The sequence below is a fragment of the Candidatus Odyssella thessalonicensis L13 genome, assembly GCF_000190415.1.
Lineage (GTDB): Bacteria > Pseudomonadota > Alphaproteobacteria > Paracaedibacterales > Paracaedibacteraceae > Paracaedibacter > Paracaedibacter thessalonicensis.
Window position 1 is genome coordinate 215,101 of the sequence record NZ_AEWF01000004.1, and the last position, 15,614, is coordinate 230,714.

The following is a 15,614-nucleotide window of genomic DNA, read 5'->3' on the forward strand; positions in this document are numbered from 1 at the left end:
ATAAGTGCTGCATTTATACAGCTGGGTTACCGACCTGATAATCAATGTCTACGGCTCCAGCTTTTTCAAAATTGAGACGAATTTTAATGGTCTCGCCGGCGACAAGGTCCCTTTTTAATCCCATCAGCATAACATGTAAGCCACCTGGGACAAATTTAATCTCACCGTTTTTAATCTGAACAGTTTTAACAGGACGCATACGCATGATGCCGTTGTCATTAATATGATCGTGGATTTCAACAGCAGTGCAAATCTCTGATTCAGCACTGAGGAGGGTGTCAGTTGCTTTCATACAGTCAAGTTTGATGCTCATGTAGGCACCCGTGTTTTTATTCTTTTGGGCTGGGCGCACTAAGGGGTGTTCAATGTGAATTTTTTTTGTTGTTGCTTCAGAACAGCATTCTGCAGCTGCAAAGTTTGTCAGCAGGGCAAAAGCCGTTAATAATAATTTTACCTTCATTTTTAACCTCTAGAAAGTTATGGCTTTACATGTACCTAAGAATCATAATTAAAACTATATGACAGTTTGTCTCAGTAGGGGGAATATGAGAAACGGTCAAAATAAAACGGCAGATTTTATCTTTATCACAGGAATGTCAGGGGCAGGACGATCCACCGCCCTTAAGGTGTTTGAGGACCTGGGTTATGTCGTGATCGATAATTTGCCCCAGTATCTTTTCTCTTATATTCAGTCCGGTGCGCTTGCTGGCAAGCTGCAATTGCCTCTCGTTATTGGTGTGGATGTGCGGACTCTCACTCAACAGGTTGATAGCTTTTTATGCACACTTAAGGATTTACGCCAAACCTATAAAGTTAAGCTTTTATATCTGGAATGTCAGGATGATGTTCTCTTAAAACGCTATAACATTTCTCGACATCGCCACCCTTACGGGCAAAAAACCTTAGAAGAAGGTATTCATTATGAACGAGTATCCTTGGCGCCGCTCAATGAAGCTGCTGATCATGTTATTGATACTTCATTAGTGTCGGTGATAACCCTGGGTCGTGTCCTTAAGAATATCTTTGTCCGTTCCACTTCTCCTAAGTTACAAATTCGCCTGATTTCTTTCTCTTACCGTAAAGGGCTACCCTCTGATGCTGATATTGTCTGGGATGCACGGTTTCTGGAAAACCCCCATTATGAGGAGTCCCTCAAACACTTGACTGGACAGGATGAATTTGTTGCCAAGTTTCTGCTTCAAGATCCACTATGGCACCGAATTTTTCATCTGTTAGAAGAGACTTTGGGGCCAACATTAGCGGGTTTTAAGAATTCTGGACGCAGCTACTTAACAATTGCGTGCGGATGCACAGGCGGGCAACATCGGTCAGTTTTTATGGTGGAACAGTTAGCAGAGTTTCTGGAAAAGAATGGAGAAGAGGTCATGGTTGAACATCGGGAGTTGAGCAGATGATTAAAGATGTCAATAACCCGATCCTGGTCGAGGTTAAACGCGGCGACTTGATTGAAAATCGCCATCGCGGCAGCTATGCAGTCGTTGATAGTGACGGCGACCTGATTGCGGCTGCTGGCAATTACCAACAGCTTATCTTTGCGCGATCGGCGCTCAAGCCCATCAATGCTATAAGCATTATCATCAGTGGTGCCGCCCAGCATTACTATGTGAGCAATGCGGAGCTTGCTTTAGCGTGTGCTTCCCATAACGGTGAGCCGGTCCATGTGGACTTAGTGGCACAGTGGTTACAACGGTTGGATTTAAGCGTTGCAGATTTAGAATGCGGGGTGCATGCACCTATGGGCCGCGAAGCTCAGCAGCAGCTACGCGCCCGCGGCGAAAAACCCACAGCGCTGCATAATGCCTGCTCGGGGAAGCATGCGGGATTCATGACCGTTGCCAAAGCGTTGGGAGCACCGGTGCCAGGGTATACCGCTTTAGGTAGTCTCACTCAGAACTATGTGATGCAAACGTCCGCCTCAGTTCTAGGAATTGACTGGGATGCCTCTCCCAAGGGGGTCGATGGTTGCTGTATCCCCATGATGGGAATGTCCTTACTCAAGCTGGCTAAGGGAATGGCCCGCTTAGCACATCCGCAGGATTTGAGCTCAGAGTTACAAGCAGCCTGCTATCGTATTACTCAATCTGTTCAGGAGCATCCATATTTACTGGCAGGTGCAGGACGGTTCTGTACCGATGTTATTGAAAAGACCGACGGGGAAGTTCTTGTTAAAATGGGAGCTGATGGCGTCTTTACAGCGTGGCTACCAGGACGTAAGTGGGGCATTGCTCTGCGTATTGATGATGGCCATCTGAAAGCTGCTGAAGTGGCTCTGGCTGACTTATTGAAGCGTTTAAAAGTTTTACGCCGTGATACCTTACTGGATGACTGGATTCACCAATCCATCAAGACTTGGACTAAGGTGGCGGTGGGCCAGTACCGCAGCGGGGTAATGCTGGAAGCAATTGGTAAGCCAGTTTTAGACACGGAAGAGGCCAACGCCTTATAAAGCAAAATATCTGCTCTCCGCTTGTCTCATAAACGAGCACTATTATGAATTTAAATACTCCTCCAAAATCCTTTTCGAATTCGTATTATGATGTCCATGTTGACTGGTAGATAAGACATCACCACCCCCTCTGATCTTTAAATCCATCTCTGAGATAACTTTTGAATCATTAAGGCCTGAGTATTTTTCAATTGTTTGGAGTTTCTGCAAGCTGGTCTCGGTAATTTTATTTTGATCATAGAGCAGTATTGCATAGCCTTGGATTGAGCTGCGTCCCACTCTACCTCTACTTTGACACAAGTCCGCCATTCCAAATTTGTTGGCATCATGGATAATAATGGTATTGGCTTGGGGGATATCGATGCCTACACTAATAATATTTGTTGCAACTAAGACATTAAATTTTTGGGCTCTAAATTCTGTTAGAATCTCAGAGCGTTCCTCTGGTTTCATTTTTCCATGAAGGGTTTTATGGGAGATGTTGGGAAGGTAATCACTTAGAAATTTTTGCAATATTTTTAAGCTGGCAATCGTATGAGTAATAAAAAAAGTTAACCCATTGCGGTCCTTCTCGCGTTTTATAGCCTCGGTTACCAGAGTAATAGAGGCATCGCAGTCTAAAGAAAAGGGGGAAATTTTGGTGTCAATGGCAAGCCTTCCATTCGGTAAACTATCGACGGTGCTGGACTTATAATACCCCAAGTTAATCAACTCTTGAGTGCGGGGGATAGGCGTCGCTGTTAAAATTAGAGTATGGGCGTCAGGATATCTTTTCGAAAGAAATTCCTTCTGTTGAACGCCGAAACCTTGCTCTTCATCAATAATCACAAGACCAAGATTTTTATAAGTTAGTTTGTCAGATAAAAGGCAATGAGTTCCGATGATAATCTGCTTTCCACCCTGCCGTATCTTATCATAAATATCTTGTTTCTTGTGCTCAGGCAATTTAGTTGCCAGGAAAGCAACGTCAGCAATGCCCTTAAACCTTTTTCTGAAGGAATTATGATGCTGCTCGGATAAAGAACACCGTGGTGTTAATACTACTACTTGCTTACCTAATAGCGCCACTTTAAAAGCAGCATGCATAGCAATCTCGGTTTTTCCAGCCCCCACTGGAGCAATAACAGCACGATCTATACTTTCGGAAGCTTGCATGTCGGTCTCAATTTCTTGAATCACTCTTGCTTGATCAGCGGTCAGCTGATAGGCCATGCGCTTGCGGAATTTCCTCTTCAGATTATCCTCATTCTGAATAGATGTAGCTTGCTGCTGATTATCGATTTCTTGGTCCGTTCGCCTTTTTTTCTTTTTGCTTTTAACGATTTCGAGAAAGGCAAAATCTTCCCCTCTACACCGTCTTTTATGGGTTGATGACTGGGTCGATGTCTGAACTCCCAAAGGAACAGAGGGGACGAGTGGGCCATAGGAGAGGGTAGTAAAACGCCCTCCATGGTAGTTCGGTGCAAAATTCCCCGGCGTCAAAGGGGCAGGATCTAAGAATCCTTCCGGAAAATACATACTATCCGAAACGTGCCACTCTTCTTGGTCAGGTACAGGTATTAAGAAAGGAAGCTGAATGCCCGAAGATGGCAAGATCGGCAACACTGTTGACGGTAATGGAGCAGGGGTTGGTGAAGGGAAAATGTAGGGGGACGAAAAAGAGGGAAAGCCTCCTTGAAAGCCCGAGGGGGCCAGGGGCGTTAAACCGGGTAAGAATGAGGAGGCCAGAGAATCACTTTGAAAAGCAGATCCATTATCACAGCCGTTTGTGGAGGAAATAGGGAACCCCTCTTGAATCGAGAACCCCTCCTGAAAGTTACCAGACTTAGCGTCTTCTTCAGGATGATCAAAGAGATTGATGTCACTTAAACTTGCAAATGCTTCAGCATCTAAATCAATAATCTCTGCCAATTCCTTGTATATATCTTCATCACTAGCGCGTAGATTGCTGATTGAGCATGTAAATAGCACCGTTAGAAATAATTGAGAGGTCGTCCTAGAAATTATATTCATACATTTGATCACTTTATTCATATTTTTATGCCATTTATATGGATAATAGTTCATCAAATTTCAATAGATTAAGCCAAAATTTTTACTTTGACCGTGAAATGTATTAGGGTGCCTCTTTTCAAAGCTATTTAAGAAACTATGCAGCCGAATTTTCGACGTAGGAAGAGCGGAAAAGAGCTCAAGAAAAGAAGAGGAAGCACTGATGTTTTTTATTATATCTCAGCAGTAAGCAACGAGCTGCCTTCTCCTATCCCAAAATGCCCTCAGCGGTCCTGTCTGCTTACAGCTTGCCTCTACTGAGTTCTATTTGCTGCAGTCGGCGGCAAAAAGCAGCCCAATGAATGCCATTATCTGAGGGGTACTATTATAATTTTTATCTCTTATCAGAAACATAATTGGGCCACCAATAATACATTTATCTAAAGCCACTCTTGCCAGAGAAAATGTGGATTTACAGGACTGTAGCAATTATAACACCGAGCAATAATCTCTCTCCCGTTACTCTTGTCCCTTTCTCGTCTGATCGGTGCTTTGGCTTTAAATCGCCCGCCCGACACTGTTCCCCACTTAGAATCTGTTATTCTTGTCTCGGATAGCTTCAAGCTTTTTAGGTTTATAAAGGCCGGGGATCATCGGTATAGTCATATGCTAAGCGCTGATCCGCAGGCTCGAGGTCTTCGTCTCCCTCCATTACCGTAGCTTTAAGTAAGATCACAAGTTCGACAATTTCTTCGGTTTCAGATTTGGCAGAAGCTAATTGGCCGATCCCCCAAATATCACCAATCCAAGGGAGTTTGCTATCCTCGACGGCTTTGCGAGACTCCATTAACCCTCCCAGCACTGCTATACGGCCAGATTTTACCCGCAGAACGGAATCAATTTCGCGGACTTCGACCACGGGAATTAGCGACGGTTTAGGGCTTTCACTCCCACCGCCACTGGCTTGGTAGGCAATATCGACTGCCGGGTCAGCAACCGAGCGATTAAGGCGTGAGATGGTTGGCCGCAAGGAAAGAATAATTTCACCTGTATCCTCATCAATTGAAGGCTGAACCGCCATGACTAAACCAATAGGAACAGTCTGGATATCGCTGGCTACATTCACGGATTCGCGGTTAATAGTTAAATTGAACTGCTTGTCATAACGCAACCGAAAGTATACTTGATTCTGAGCCACTTTAAGGATGGCATTCTGGTTGTTTAAAACCGTTAGACGCGGACTCGATAAAGTTCTTGTTGCGCCAAATTGTTGTATGGCTTGGAGAATGGCTGAAAAATCTCCTGTATCTAAGCCGACACTTAAAATGTCCTGGTGAGGAGTCATAGCGGCGGCTATTTTGCTTTCTTGAGCAATTTTGCCAAACGGTATATTAGCGCGGAAGACGTCGTGGGTTAGCTGTTTCCAGTTGATGCCAGCTTTGAATTCATCTTTTAGGCTGACCTCAATAACCTTAGCTTCAATTAACACTTGGGTGGTTGTCGCGCGTTTAAGATTATTCAAGTATTGATTGACGGCGCGATGTTGTTTGGCTGTGCCTCTGACGGTAATAATGCCACCCTGTTTGTGAAGGGTAAACAGAGAGGGGTTGCCGAGAATGATCTCCAGATTGCTTTTAAGTTCCGACCAGAAATCATTTTCAATCTTGGCAGTGACATTGCTATTGGAGCCATTATCGAGGGCAGTATTGTTTTGATTGCCACTGGCAAAAACATCCGTGGCAATGGAGGTATGATTATCTGCTGATCTGACAAGGTTTAAATGCTGGACATTATAATTATGAGGAAACGGTGTATCAGGTTCAATGCGGATCGCGTGCTCTTTAATTGAAAATCTTAAGTCAGCCAAATCACAGATGTCTTTAACCACATCAATAAAGGGACGTCGATGAGCAGAGAACACGATGCGGCGATCAATGTCAGGCGATAACTGAATGTCAATCTTGCAGTTTTGGGCTAACGCCACTAGTGCCGTCTTGAGAGATAAATTTTCCCCAATCGAAATGCTAACCGGTTGCTTAAGTTTAGCAGGAATTTGGACTTTGGGCTTAGGCGTTTTTCGTTTGTAAGGTTTAGAGGGTGGTACCGCGGGGGGCAGTCTAAGGTTATCCAGGGTTGAACGCGTGGCAAAACTATCTTGGGCGGTTGGCTGGCAAGCACATAACATAAGATTGCATAAAAGCCACAGGCGTCTCATTGGTAACTCGTCCCTCTAATTAAACTTGATAGACTTATGGAGCGTTTCCCCAAAAAATGTCAAGCAGTATGTTGGGGACAAATACGAGGGGGCTTTCTCCAGAGGCGATTTTAGTGTAATGTCTAAACTATGCAAACACTGCTTGTATCTCCTTCAGTCCCAGTTTCCAAGCTTCAGACGTTAGATCTTGTCAATTTTCGCAACTATGAATTGCGAACTTTTTCTTTTTCGGCGCCTGTAGTGGCGCTTGTGGGGGCTAATGGTGTTGGTAAGACCAATATCCTAGAAGCAATTTCTTTATTTTCTGCAGGGCGCGGCTTAAGATCCGCTAAGCTTTCAGAAATGAAACGCATTAACTCCGAGCAGCCCTGGATAGTCTCTGCTGGGTTTTGCTTAGGCGGCATACCTGTGCCGTTTGGGACAGCTTTAGATTATGGCCCTTCAGGGGCTGAGCGACGAATTATTCGCATTAATCAAAATCCTGTAAAGAATCAGACTACCTTATCAGAATGGTTGAATATTGTTTGGGTGATTCCGGCAATGGCCCGGCTTTTTCAAGAAACGGGGGCTATTCGGCGCAAATTTGTTGATCGTATGGTTATGGTTCTCAATCCTTCCCATATGGAACGAATTAACCGGTATGACCATTATCTAAGGGAGCGTAGCCAACTCCTGCGCCAGCGGATAGCCGATGAGCAATGGCTCAGCAGTATTGAGCAAAAGTTATCAGAAGATGGAGTGGCGATCGCTATTGCACGCTCGCAGTTGATTCGTCAATTGACCGAGTCGCAGTCGACCGATCCAGAGTCGCCTTTCCCTCGCTTCTTTGCACAGATGGAAGGGGAAATAGATCAGTGGTGTCGGGAAGGCGCTGCTGTAGTAGCTGAGGAACGTATTCGCGATGGTCTGCGCCAGTCCCGTGATCAAGATGCTTTGACAGGGGGCGCCGCGTTAGGGGCTCATCGCTCTGATTTAGCTATGGTGCATCTGGGAAAACATTTGCCAGGGGAGCTATGCTCAACTGGAGAGCAAAAAATGTTGCTCCATGCATTGACATTGGCGTTTGTCAGGTTGCTTGATTGTTATCGCGATCGCTTAACCTTGCTTTTGCTAGACGATGTGGTTGCTCATCTTGACTTAGAACACCGCAATTATCTGTTTCAAGAAGTTCAGAGTATTTTGGAACGTGGCGCTAATCTGCAGATTTTTATGACCGGAACCAACGTTGAAGAATTTGCAGGCTTACACAGCGGTAATGAAATCATCGCTATTTAGACAAGATAATGCTAAGAGGGTGAGGCGAGGTAGGAAAATAGGGGTAATTTTGGTCGCTTGGCTGGTATAATAAGTTATCAAAGCTCATCAATAAGAAGGAAAATTGATGGCAAAGATTAAGGGATAAGGCTGTCATAGAAATAGTAAATGCAAAAAAGGAGTCATAATTCCTATATTAAAAAATCCGATGACTCTGGTAGAAAATAATGACACAATGAACTGGATTGTGTAAGCTATACGTGTTGTATGTGAAGATATGGATTCAGGTTCAGCAAGCTTAATACCAGCCTGTACATTGGTGATGACATTAAAAAGTAGATGTCTTCTTTGACGGTGGGGCAAGAGTTGGGGTTGGCTTGAAATCTACATTTTCTATTTGCAATGGATGCATTCCAACAGTTATCATATTAAAATTTTAGGAGTCTTTAGGTGGTAATCGCGCAGCAATCTCTGACGCAGCATACGGATCATGGCCAGGTTGCTCATGAATGGGCTTCAGTATGTCAACGGCTGCAAGCAGAACTGGGTGAAGCCACTTTTCGTAGTTGGATTGTGCCCCTAGTGATTACTAATTTTGGTGGGGGGTTAGTACAAATTGCGGCACCTACCCGTTTCATGAAAGATTGGGTTGCTACTAACTTTCTGGACCGAATTCGGAATCATTGGCAGGATATTAATCCCACCATTGACACCATTGACTTAATTGTGCGCCAAGTCGCCACCCCTGTTAATCTTGATGCGCCCCAAACCGCTCCCTCAGTTATGAGTGATGAAACAGAAATCGAAGGAAGTTTCATTGGGTCTACTTTAGATCCCCGTTTCACCTTTGATAACTTTGTGGTCGGAAAACCGAATGAGCTGGCCTACGCTGCCGCTTTGCGGGTAGCAGAATCCGCAACAGTCCAGTTTAATCCTCTTTTCCTTTATGGGGGGGTGGGATTAGGCAAGACCCATTTAATGCATGCAATTGCTTGGCATATTAAGAAATGCCACCCGGATAGACGCGTCATCTATTTGTCAGCCGAGAAGTTTATGTATCAGTTTATTCGCGCTTTACGGTATAAAGATACAGTAGCCTTTAAAGAACAATTCCGTTCCGTTGACGTGCTGATGATTGATGATGTTCAATTTATTAGCGGTAAAGATACCACCCAGGAAGAGTTCTTCCATACTTTTAATGCCTTGGTTGACCGCAACCATCAAGTTATTGTCTCAGCAGACAAATCGCCGTCGGATCTTCAGGGTATGGAAGAGCGTTTGAAGTCAAGATTAGGCTGGGGATTGGTTGCTGATATTCATCCCACCACCTATGAACTTCGTTTGGGTATTTTACAATCGAAGGCCGAGACTTTGCATACCGTGGTGCCAAAGGATGTTTTGGAGTTTTTAGCCTTTAAAATTGTTTCAAATGTGAGAGAATTAGAGGGAGCATTGAATCGAATTATTGCGCATTCTACCTTGGTGGGGCGCGAAATTAATTTAGAAATGACCCAGGATGTGTTGCGAGATTTGTTGAAAGCCAATGATCGCCGTATCACTGTTGATGACATCCAAAAACGTGTGGCGGAGTATTACAGCATTAAAATCTCTGACATGCAATCGTCGCGCCGTTCTCAAAATGTGGCGCGTCCCCGCCAGGTAGCCATGTATCTATCTAAAGTTTTAACCTCACGCTCGCTGCCTGATATTGGGCGCAAATTTGGTGGTCGCGATCATACCACCGTATTACATGCTGTACGTAAAGTTGAAGAATTAATGGCAAGTGATCGAGAGTTTTCAGAAGATTTATCGATTTTAAGACGAACATTGGAGGTCTAATAGTATGAAGTTTGCAGTTGAACGAGGTGATTTTCTCAAGGCTTTAGCGCATGGAGGCAGTGTCGTTGAAAAGCGGACAACTGTTCCAATTTTAAGCCATGTTCTTATCCAAGCAGAAGATAGCCAACTTCACTTAACCACCACTGATATGGATTTAGCATTAGTTGAATCAATTCCAGCAGTCGTGGAGGCGCCTGGTTCAATTACCGTTTCCGCTCATATGCTGCTAGAAATTGTTCGCAAATTGCCAGACGGGGTGAAAATTGAGGCTACTCTAAATCAAGCTAATGATCAATTGACTTTAAAAGCTGGTAAGTCACGCTTTAATATCGCCACCCTGCCGGCTGAGCAATTCCCAAAACTGACTCAAAATGATTTGCCGTTTAGCTTTAAGCTGACCGCCGAGAAGCTACGTTATCTAATTGATCGTTCACGGTTTGCTATGTCCACCGAAGAAACCCGTTATTTCTTAAACGGAATCTATTTTCATGCCCACGAAATTAATGGTCAAAAGGTTTTTCGTTCTGTAGCCACTGATGCCCACCGTTTAGCGTGTATTGAAGTCCCTGTGCCAGAAGGGGCAGAATCCATTCCAGGCATTATTGTTGGTCGTAAAACCATCACTGAAATACGCAAACTGATTAACGATGAAAATCCTGAAGCTGAAATTACGATCAGTTTATCGCCGCAGCGGGTCGAGTTTAAGCTGCCTCAAGCAACTCTAAGTTCGCGTTTAGTGGATGGAACCTATCCCGATTATGAGCAGGCTATTCCTAAAGGGAATGATAAGCCGGTGATTGTCGATGCCAAAGATTTTGCGAAGGCCGTGGACCGAGTCGCGACTGTTACCACTGACAAATTGCCTGTCATTAAGATCTCTGTGGCTAAGAACAAATTAACTCTCGTTGCCGCCAGCAGCGAGTTGGGAGATGCGACTGAAGAAATGGAAGTGGATTTCCCCTTTGATCATTCCATCGAAATTGGCTTTAATGCTAACTACTTAGTGGATATCACTTCTCAGATCGGAGATGAAGCCGCAGAGATTCTCTTATCGGATGGCTCTGCTCCAGCAATTATTAAGGGGATTAATGATAAAGAGGCATTATTTGTGTTAATGCCGATGCGGGTTTAAGGAACTTTAATGACTCTGTCCGCTTGCCTCTTAAGCCATCGGGCCTTAGTCCGCGTTACAGGTAATGATAAGGCAACCTTTTTGCAAGGGCTGATTTCTAACGATGTCAATAAGTTAAGCCCTGAGGTTGCTCTTTTTGCACTGCTGCTTTCACCGCAAGGTCGCTATCAATTCGACCTTATTCTGCATCTAGAGGGTGAAGATTGGCTGCTGGAAGTTGACGCGGCACGGGCCCTCAGCTTAATTAAGCGTTTGTCAGTGTTTAGACTGCGATCAAATGTCACCTTTGAAGTGGTAGAGGATAGAGCTATTTTGGCCGTATGGGGAGAGGAGGTTGCCTCTTGCTTAAGTCTGGAAGGGGGGCTTGGAGAAACTCAAGCTACGTCTTGGGGAACTGCCGTTCTGGATCCGCGGTTAATAGCTTTAGGGGCGCGATTGATAATCCGCTCGGAGGACGTGGAACAAATATGTCACCAGTACGGAATAAAATTGTGTTCTGTCTCTGATTATCGTTACCATCGCTATCAATTAGGCATCCCAGAAGGGGGTGAAGAAATTGAAGTTGATCGGGCGATCCCTCTGGAATGGGGGATGGATGAGCTAAATGCAATTGACTGGAATAAGGGGTGTTATATGGGGCAAGAGCTGACAGCTCGGACCCGCTACCGTGGTCTGGTCCGGAAGCGTATATTCCCTGTCTACGCTCCAGGGATAACCCTTGAACAACCGATACTGGCTGCCGAAACAGAAGTGGGGCACTGGATTGCTAAAGAGCAAGATTGGGGCTTGGCAATGGTGCGCCTTAATGCAATTGATGCTCAATTAACTTGTGACGGGCAAGTGCTAACTATAATTTGCCCAAGTTGGATGAAATTACCGGAAAATAATGACTAAGCTTAAGGATCATTTAGATGCGATCCGTGATCGTTTACCCTTATCTGTGGTAATTGCCCCGTATGTGGCTTTAAAAAAGCGGGGACGATCGCTGACAGGATTGTGTCCCTTTCATAATGAGAAAGGGGCATCTTTCAGCGTGGCAGATGATAAAGGGTTTTATCATTGTTTCGGATGTGGCGCCCACGGGGATCATTTTTCATTTATTGTTGAAAAGCTGCATATGCCGTTTATGGAGGCGGTAGAGCACTTAACCCGCCAAGCGGGCCTAACGATGCCAAAATTTGAGAAAGCTGGTGACAATAATTTGTCAACACCGGATGGTGATCATAATAAGATCTTATATGAAATCAATGAAGTCGCCTGTCAATACTTTGAAGCCCAGTTGCGGGCGCCTGAAAACCAACCTGTCCGCGACTATCTTAAACAGCGCGGGATGACCGGAATTATCGCTAAGCAATTTCGTATCGGCTATGCGCCTGCTCGAGGGTTGGCAGCGGTACTGCAGCAACGGGGCTATCGAGCGGCTGATTGTATTACTTCTGGCCTATTAATTGCACCTGATAATCAGCGTCCAGCTTATGAAAGATTCCGGGATCGGGTGATGTTTCCTATTCAGGACAGCCGTGGTCGGGTCATTGCCTTCGGGGGACGTATTATTGGCCAAGGGGAGCCTAAATATCTCAATTCACCTGAAACTCCGCTTTTTCATAAAGGTCGGCAACTTTATGCTCACAATCATTCCATTGCTGCCGTCCGGGGCGGACAGACATTTGTGGTTGTCGAAGGATATATGGATGTGATATCTTTGCATCAAGCGGGGTTGGCGGTGGCTGTTGCTCCCTTGGGAACCGCTTTGACGACCGAACAAGTAGCCCTAATGTGGCGCAGTTGTCCAAAGCCTGTCCTCTGTTTTGATGGTGATAGTGCAGGTCGTCGAGCTGCTCAACGTGCAGCGCAAGTGGTTCTGGAAAACTTAAAGCCAGGTTATACTGTTGAATTTTGCTTCTTACCACTAGGCGAAGATCCTGATTCCTTTATTAAAAAGAACAGTGTCACCGCATTCCGAGAGATTTTAAAATTCCCTGTTCCCTTAGCTGAGGTTTTATGGCAAATATTTATGGAGGGAAGAGTATTAACTTCGCCGGAAGATAAAGCAAAGGCGCGCCAAGATCTTATTCAGCTCTCCCATCGTATTCCCGATCCCGAAGTACGACATTTTTATCAGCAAGACTTGAATCAAAGGTTACAACAATTGTTAACTCAAAAACCTAGAGAAACTGGCCAGAGCCAAAAGATCCTTATTCATCAAGGGGTTAAGCCAGGTTTGATGAAAAAAATTATTGATGGGCAGAAAATTTTGTTGGCAACTTTAATAAATCACCCCACATTAGTAGCAGATGTGGCTGAACAATTGATGCTAATAAAGATTGAGGATGAGATTCTTGATTCACTACGTAACTTTTTATTAGACTTTTGTTCAGAGGATAACCATACATATAGTAACAACTTATTATCGGTGGTGCGTGAAAAAGGATTTGGGAGCTTTGTGGATCAAGCGTTGACGCAAGATCTCTACCTCAAAGCCCGCTTCGCTCATCCAAGTTCAGACTTAGATCAGGCGCGATCTGGGTGGCTTGAGGTTTGGCATTTTCTGGAAAGGAATAGCCAACTTAAAGACACTGCTGACCAGGCATCACTTGAATTGAAATCTGATTTTAATCAACGCACTTGGCAGAGCTTGCAGTCGGTCAAACGTCAGCAATCTCAGCTGTAATTACAATTATGGGGTATGAAAACGAATGGCAAGCAAAACCAGTCAACATAATGAAATTTCCGATACGCTTGATGAAATTCCTTTGATAGAGTTAAGCAAGTCTAATCCTACCTTAAAGCGCCTTTTGAACCGTGGTAAGGCCAGAGGGTACATCACTTATGATGAGCTAAATGAAGCTTTGCCTCAGGACCAATTAACTTCTGATCAAATTGATGAATCAATGAGCATGATCTCTGAGATGGGGATCAGTATCGTCGATGGTGATGATTTAGAAGAAGGTGCGCTGGATACCCAATTTAAGCGCAGTGACTTTGAAGATTTTGAAGATGAGACCGAGGACGAAGACAGCTTGTCGGGGCGTACCGATGACCCAGTGCGCATGTATTTGCGTGAAATGGGCAACGTGGAGCTGTTGTCTCGCGAAGGTGAAATTGCAATTGCTAAGAGAATCGAGTCGGGCAAGGAGATGCTCCTGGGCGGAATGTGCGAAAGTCCTTTGACAGCTCGGACATTGGACCAATGGCGCGAAGATCTTCAATCCGGTAAAATGTTGCTTCGGGAAATTATTTCCATTGATACCAGCGGCGGTTTTGACGAAGAAGAAGGCCTAGCTGAACTGGATGAAGACGAAAGCGACTTAGAAGTTGTCGATGAGAACGGTGAACCCACAGAAGGTGGCGAGGCCGCTCCTCAAGCTCAGCCTTTGTCGGCGTTTGAGCAAGTCATGTTGCCCAAGGTTATCAACCTTTTAGAGAGCTATACAGAGACTTATTCACAATTCTGGGATCATCACCAAGCTTTAATTTCTAAGGGTCAGAGTGGTGAAAAGATTGCAGATAATGAGACCTATAAAAATCTCAAGATTTCTTTGATTGGCATTATGGATGAATTGAAACTCAATCCCACAAGTGTTGAACGCCTTCTAGAAATCCATAACCAAATGAACCGTCGGGTTGCCAATTTAGAGCGCAATTTAATGGCAAATGCTGATGCTTGCGGGATTAAACGCGAAAAATTCTTTGGCTTTCTTGCTGATGCCCGCTTTGATGAAGCCTGGGTTAAAAACTTAAAATCCCAGTCAGGGCGAGGATGGGATAAATTCCTTGAAAAGCATAGTAAGGATATTGATTTTATAACAGCAACAGTGCGCGAAATTGAGGAAGACACCAGCTTAAGTTTCTCCGAGTTCCGTCGTATTGTGACCGTTGTTCAAAAAGGTGAACGGGAATCTTCTCGAGCGAAGAAAGAAATGATTGAGGCTAACCTGCGCTTAGTCATCTCAATTGCTAAAAAGTACACCAATCGCGGCTTACAATTTCTTGACCTGATTCAGGAAGGTAACATTGGCCTCATGAAGGCTGTCGATAAGTTTGAGTATCGTCGCGGCTATAAATTCTCAACCTATGCCACCTGGTGGATCCGACAAGCAATCACCCGCTCTATTGCCGATCAAGCACGGACCATTCGCATCCCTGTCCATATGATTGAGACCATCAATAAAATGGTGCGGACGTCGCGCCAAATGATGCATGAAATTGGACGCGAGCCAACCCCAGAAGAATTGTCAGAGAAGCTGGCAATGCCTTTGGAGAAAGTTCGCAAGGTAATGAAGATTGCTAAGGAGCCTATCAGTCTGGAGACGCCAATTGGTGATGAAGAAGACAGCCATCTTGGTGACTTTATTGAAGACAAGAATGCAATTCTGCCGGTGGAATCCGCTGTTCAAAGTAACTTGCGCGAGACAACCACCCGTATTCTTGCAACCTTAACACCGCGTGAAGAACGTGTATTGCGGATGCGCTTTGGAATTGGGATGAATACCGACCATACATTAGAAGAAGTCGGGCAGCAGTTTGCCGTTACCCGCGAGCGAATTCGTCAGATTGAGGCGAAAGCCCTGCGTAAATTAAAACATCCTAGCCGTTCGCGTAAGCTGCGCAGCTTCTTGGATACTTAATATAGGAAGACCCGGCTTAAAGCCGGGTTTTTATTACCTTCAACAACCCTATAAATCCTTCACTTCTCGAATAAACTTTTGCCCGTT

11 protein-coding genes are annotated in these 15,614 nt (G+C 44.8%); 8 read left to right on the forward strand and 3 right to left on the reverse strand.

Annotated elements, in window-relative coordinates:
• Positions 1 to 13: 13 nt before the first annotated feature.
• Positions 14 to 460, reverse strand: a complete 447-nt coding sequence (locus HMO_RS14360) for a copper chaperone PCu(A)C (RefSeq protein WP_010301240.1) — start codon at positions 458 to 460, stop codon at positions 14 to 16.
• Between the two features lie 85 nt (positions 461 to 545).
• Between HMO_RS14360 and rapZ the strand changes: the two genes are divergently transcribed.
• Positions 546 to 1,415, forward strand: a complete 870-nt coding sequence (gene rapZ / locus HMO_RS14365) for an RNase adapter RapZ (RefSeq protein ID WP_010301243.1) — start codon at positions 546 to 548, stop codon at positions 1,413 to 1,415.
• On the forward strand, positions 1,412 to 2,467 hold the full coding sequence (locus tag HMO_RS14370) for an asparaginase (RefSeq protein WP_010301246.1): 1,056 nt from the start codon (positions 1,412 to 1,414) through the stop codon (positions 2,465 to 2,467). Before rapZ ends, HMO_RS14370 begins: the two co-directional genes overlap by 4 nt.
• Positions 2,468 to 2,509: 42 nt before the next feature.
• Here the strand turns inward: HMO_RS14370 and HMO_RS15635 are convergent, their stop codons facing one another.
• Together HMO_RS15635 and HMO_RS0108160 are read right to left on the reverse strand one after the other, a co-directional pair.
• Entirely contained in the window at positions 2,510 to 4,480 is a 1,971-nt protein-coding gene (locus tag HMO_RS15635; protein WP_010301249.1) for a helicase-related protein, read from the reverse strand.
• Between the two features lie 613 nt (positions 4,481 to 5,093).
• Positions 5,094 to 6,674 (reverse strand): pilus (MSHA type) biogenesis protein MshL, encoded by a 1,581-nt coding sequence (locus HMO_RS0108160; protein ID WP_010301251.1) that lies wholly within the window; start codon positions 6,672 to 6,674, stop codon positions 5,094 to 5,096.
• A gap of 129 nt (positions 6,675 to 6,803) precedes the next feature.
• Here HMO_RS0108160 and recF point away from each other — a divergent pair, with 129 nt between their 5' ends.
• The 6 genes from recF to rpoD all read left to right on the forward strand — a co-directional run bounded on the left by recF (position 6,804) and on the right by rpoD (position 15,527).
• Entirely contained in the window at positions 6,804 to 7,949 is a 1,146-nt protein-coding gene (gene recF, locus HMO_RS14380; protein WP_010301253.1) for a DNA replication/repair protein RecF, read from the forward strand.
• Between the two features lie 429 nt (positions 7,950 to 8,378).
• Entirely contained in the window at positions 8,379 to 9,767 is a 1,389-nt protein-coding gene (gene dnaA, locus HMO_RS0108175) for a chromosomal replication initiator protein DnaA (RefSeq protein WP_010301255.1), read from the forward strand.
• A gap of 4 nt (positions 9,768 to 9,771) precedes the next feature.
• Positions 9,772 to 10,899, forward strand: a complete 1,128-nt coding sequence (gene dnaN, locus HMO_RS0108180; RefSeq protein ID WP_010301258.1) for a DNA polymerase III subunit beta — start codon at positions 9,772 to 9,774, stop codon at positions 10,897 to 10,899.
• A gap of 9 nt (positions 10,900 to 10,908) precedes the next feature.
• Positions 10,909 to 11,793, forward strand: a complete 885-nt coding sequence (gene ygfZ / locus HMO_RS0108185) for a CAF17-like 4Fe-4S cluster assembly/insertion protein YgfZ (protein WP_010301260.1) — start codon at positions 10,909 to 10,911, stop codon at positions 11,791 to 11,793.
• Positions 11,786 to 13,570 carry a DNA primase gene (dnaG, locus tag HMO_RS14385; protein WP_010301263.1) on the forward strand — a complete coding sequence of 595 codons (1,785 nt, stop codon included), beginning with the start codon at positions 11,786 to 11,788 and terminating at the stop codon, positions 13,568 to 13,570. Before ygfZ ends, dnaG begins: the two co-directional genes overlap by 8 nt.
• Positions 13,571 to 13,595: 25 nt before the next feature.
• Positions 13,596 to 15,527, forward strand: coding sequence for an RNA polymerase sigma factor RpoD (gene rpoD, locus HMO_RS0108195; protein WP_010301267.1), 1,932 nt, complete (start codon positions 13,596 to 13,598; stop codon positions 15,525 to 15,527).
• Positions 15,528 to 15,614 lie beyond the last annotated feature (87 nt).